At 64.8% G+C, this 1,329-nt stretch carries 1 pseudogene; it reads left to right on the top strand.

Features of this window, described 5'->3' with window-relative positions:
- Nucleotides 1–53 precede the first annotated feature (53 nt).
- Nucleotides 54–1,300: pseudogene (locus tag GH2_RS21090) on the top strand (IS3 family transposase).
- Nucleotides 1,301–1,329: the final 29 nt, after the last annotated feature.

Here is a 1,329-nt window from a genome sequence, read left to right as displayed (position 1 = left end):
GAATCGTCCCGGGTTTGATGGAGACAGGTTTGACCGGAAGGGACACTTGTTTCATGCCTCGCCCATCGAAGTACTCGAAGGAGTTGCGTGACCGTGCCACGCGCATGGTCATCGATGCTCGTAAGGATCCCGAGACCGCGCACGGCGCGTTGGCTCGGATCGCCAAGCAACTCGATATCAATCCTGAAACCCTGCGTAACTGGGTGCGCCGCGTCGACGCCGGCCAAGCCGAAGCCCCCGGCATCGAGACGGTGTCGGATATCGAACGGATCCGCCAGTTGGAGAAGGAAGTCTCCGAGTTGCGGCGGGCGAACGAGATCTTGAAGGCCGCGTCGGCTTTCTTCGCGGCCGAGCTCGACCGGCCACACCGCTGATCGTCGGTTTCATCGACCAGCATCGTCATCGATGGCCAGTCGAGGCGATCGCCGCCGCCCTCACCGAGGCCGGGTGTGCGATCGCGCCATCGACCTACTACGCCGCCCGAGGCCGCGCCCCGTCGGCCCGCGCGGTCCGAGACGAGTACCTGAAGGAGCAGATCATGGACGTCTACGAAGACTCCGGCGGCATCTACGGCCGCCGCAAGATCCGCGCCGCCCTCGCCCGCCGCGGGATCACCGTAGCCAAGTGCACAGTCGAACGATTGTGCCGTGACCTGGGGATACGTGGCGTCGTGCGGGGCAAGTTCCCGCGCACCACCAAACCCGCACCGGAGACCGAACGCCCGGCTGATCTCGTGGACCGCGCGTTCAGTGCGACCGCACCGAATCAACTGTGGGTCGCCGACATCACCTACGTTCGGACCGACGTCGGCTGGGTGTATGTCGCGTTCGTGTTGGACGTGTTCTCGCGGATGATCGTCGGCTGGCAGACCTCGACCCGCATGTTCGCCGACCTGGCAATCGACGCGTTAGCGATGGGTCTGTGGCTGCGCCGGCGGTCCGGGCAGGACATCTCCGGCCTGATCCACCATTCCGACCGGGGTGTCCAGTATCGGGCGATCCGCTACACCCAGGCCCTCGCCGAGGCCGGCGCCGTCGCCTCGGTCGGCTCGCGCGGCGACTCCTATGACAACGCGATGGCCGAAGCGTTGAACTCGCTGTACAAGCACGAGTTGATCTACCGGAAGGGGCCGTGGCGCTCGATGAACGCCGTCGAGATCGCGACCGCTGAGTGGGTCCACTGGTACAACACCACACGCTTGCACGGCGAGCTCGATCACCGGCCGCCGGCCGAGGTCGAGGACCTCTACTGGCAGCAGCAGACTGCTGCCGAGACTGAATCTGCACTACAGAACAAATGATCGGTCTCTAACAAACCCGGGCCTTGACA

Source organism: Gordonia hydrophobica NBRC 16057 (assembly GCF_001592365.1).
Lineage (GTDB): Bacteria > Actinomycetota > Actinomycetes > Mycobacteriales > Mycobacteriaceae > Gordonia > Gordonia hydrophobica.
Note: the sequence above shows the minus strand (reverse complement) of the source record. Positions and strands in the feature narration are given on the sequence as shown.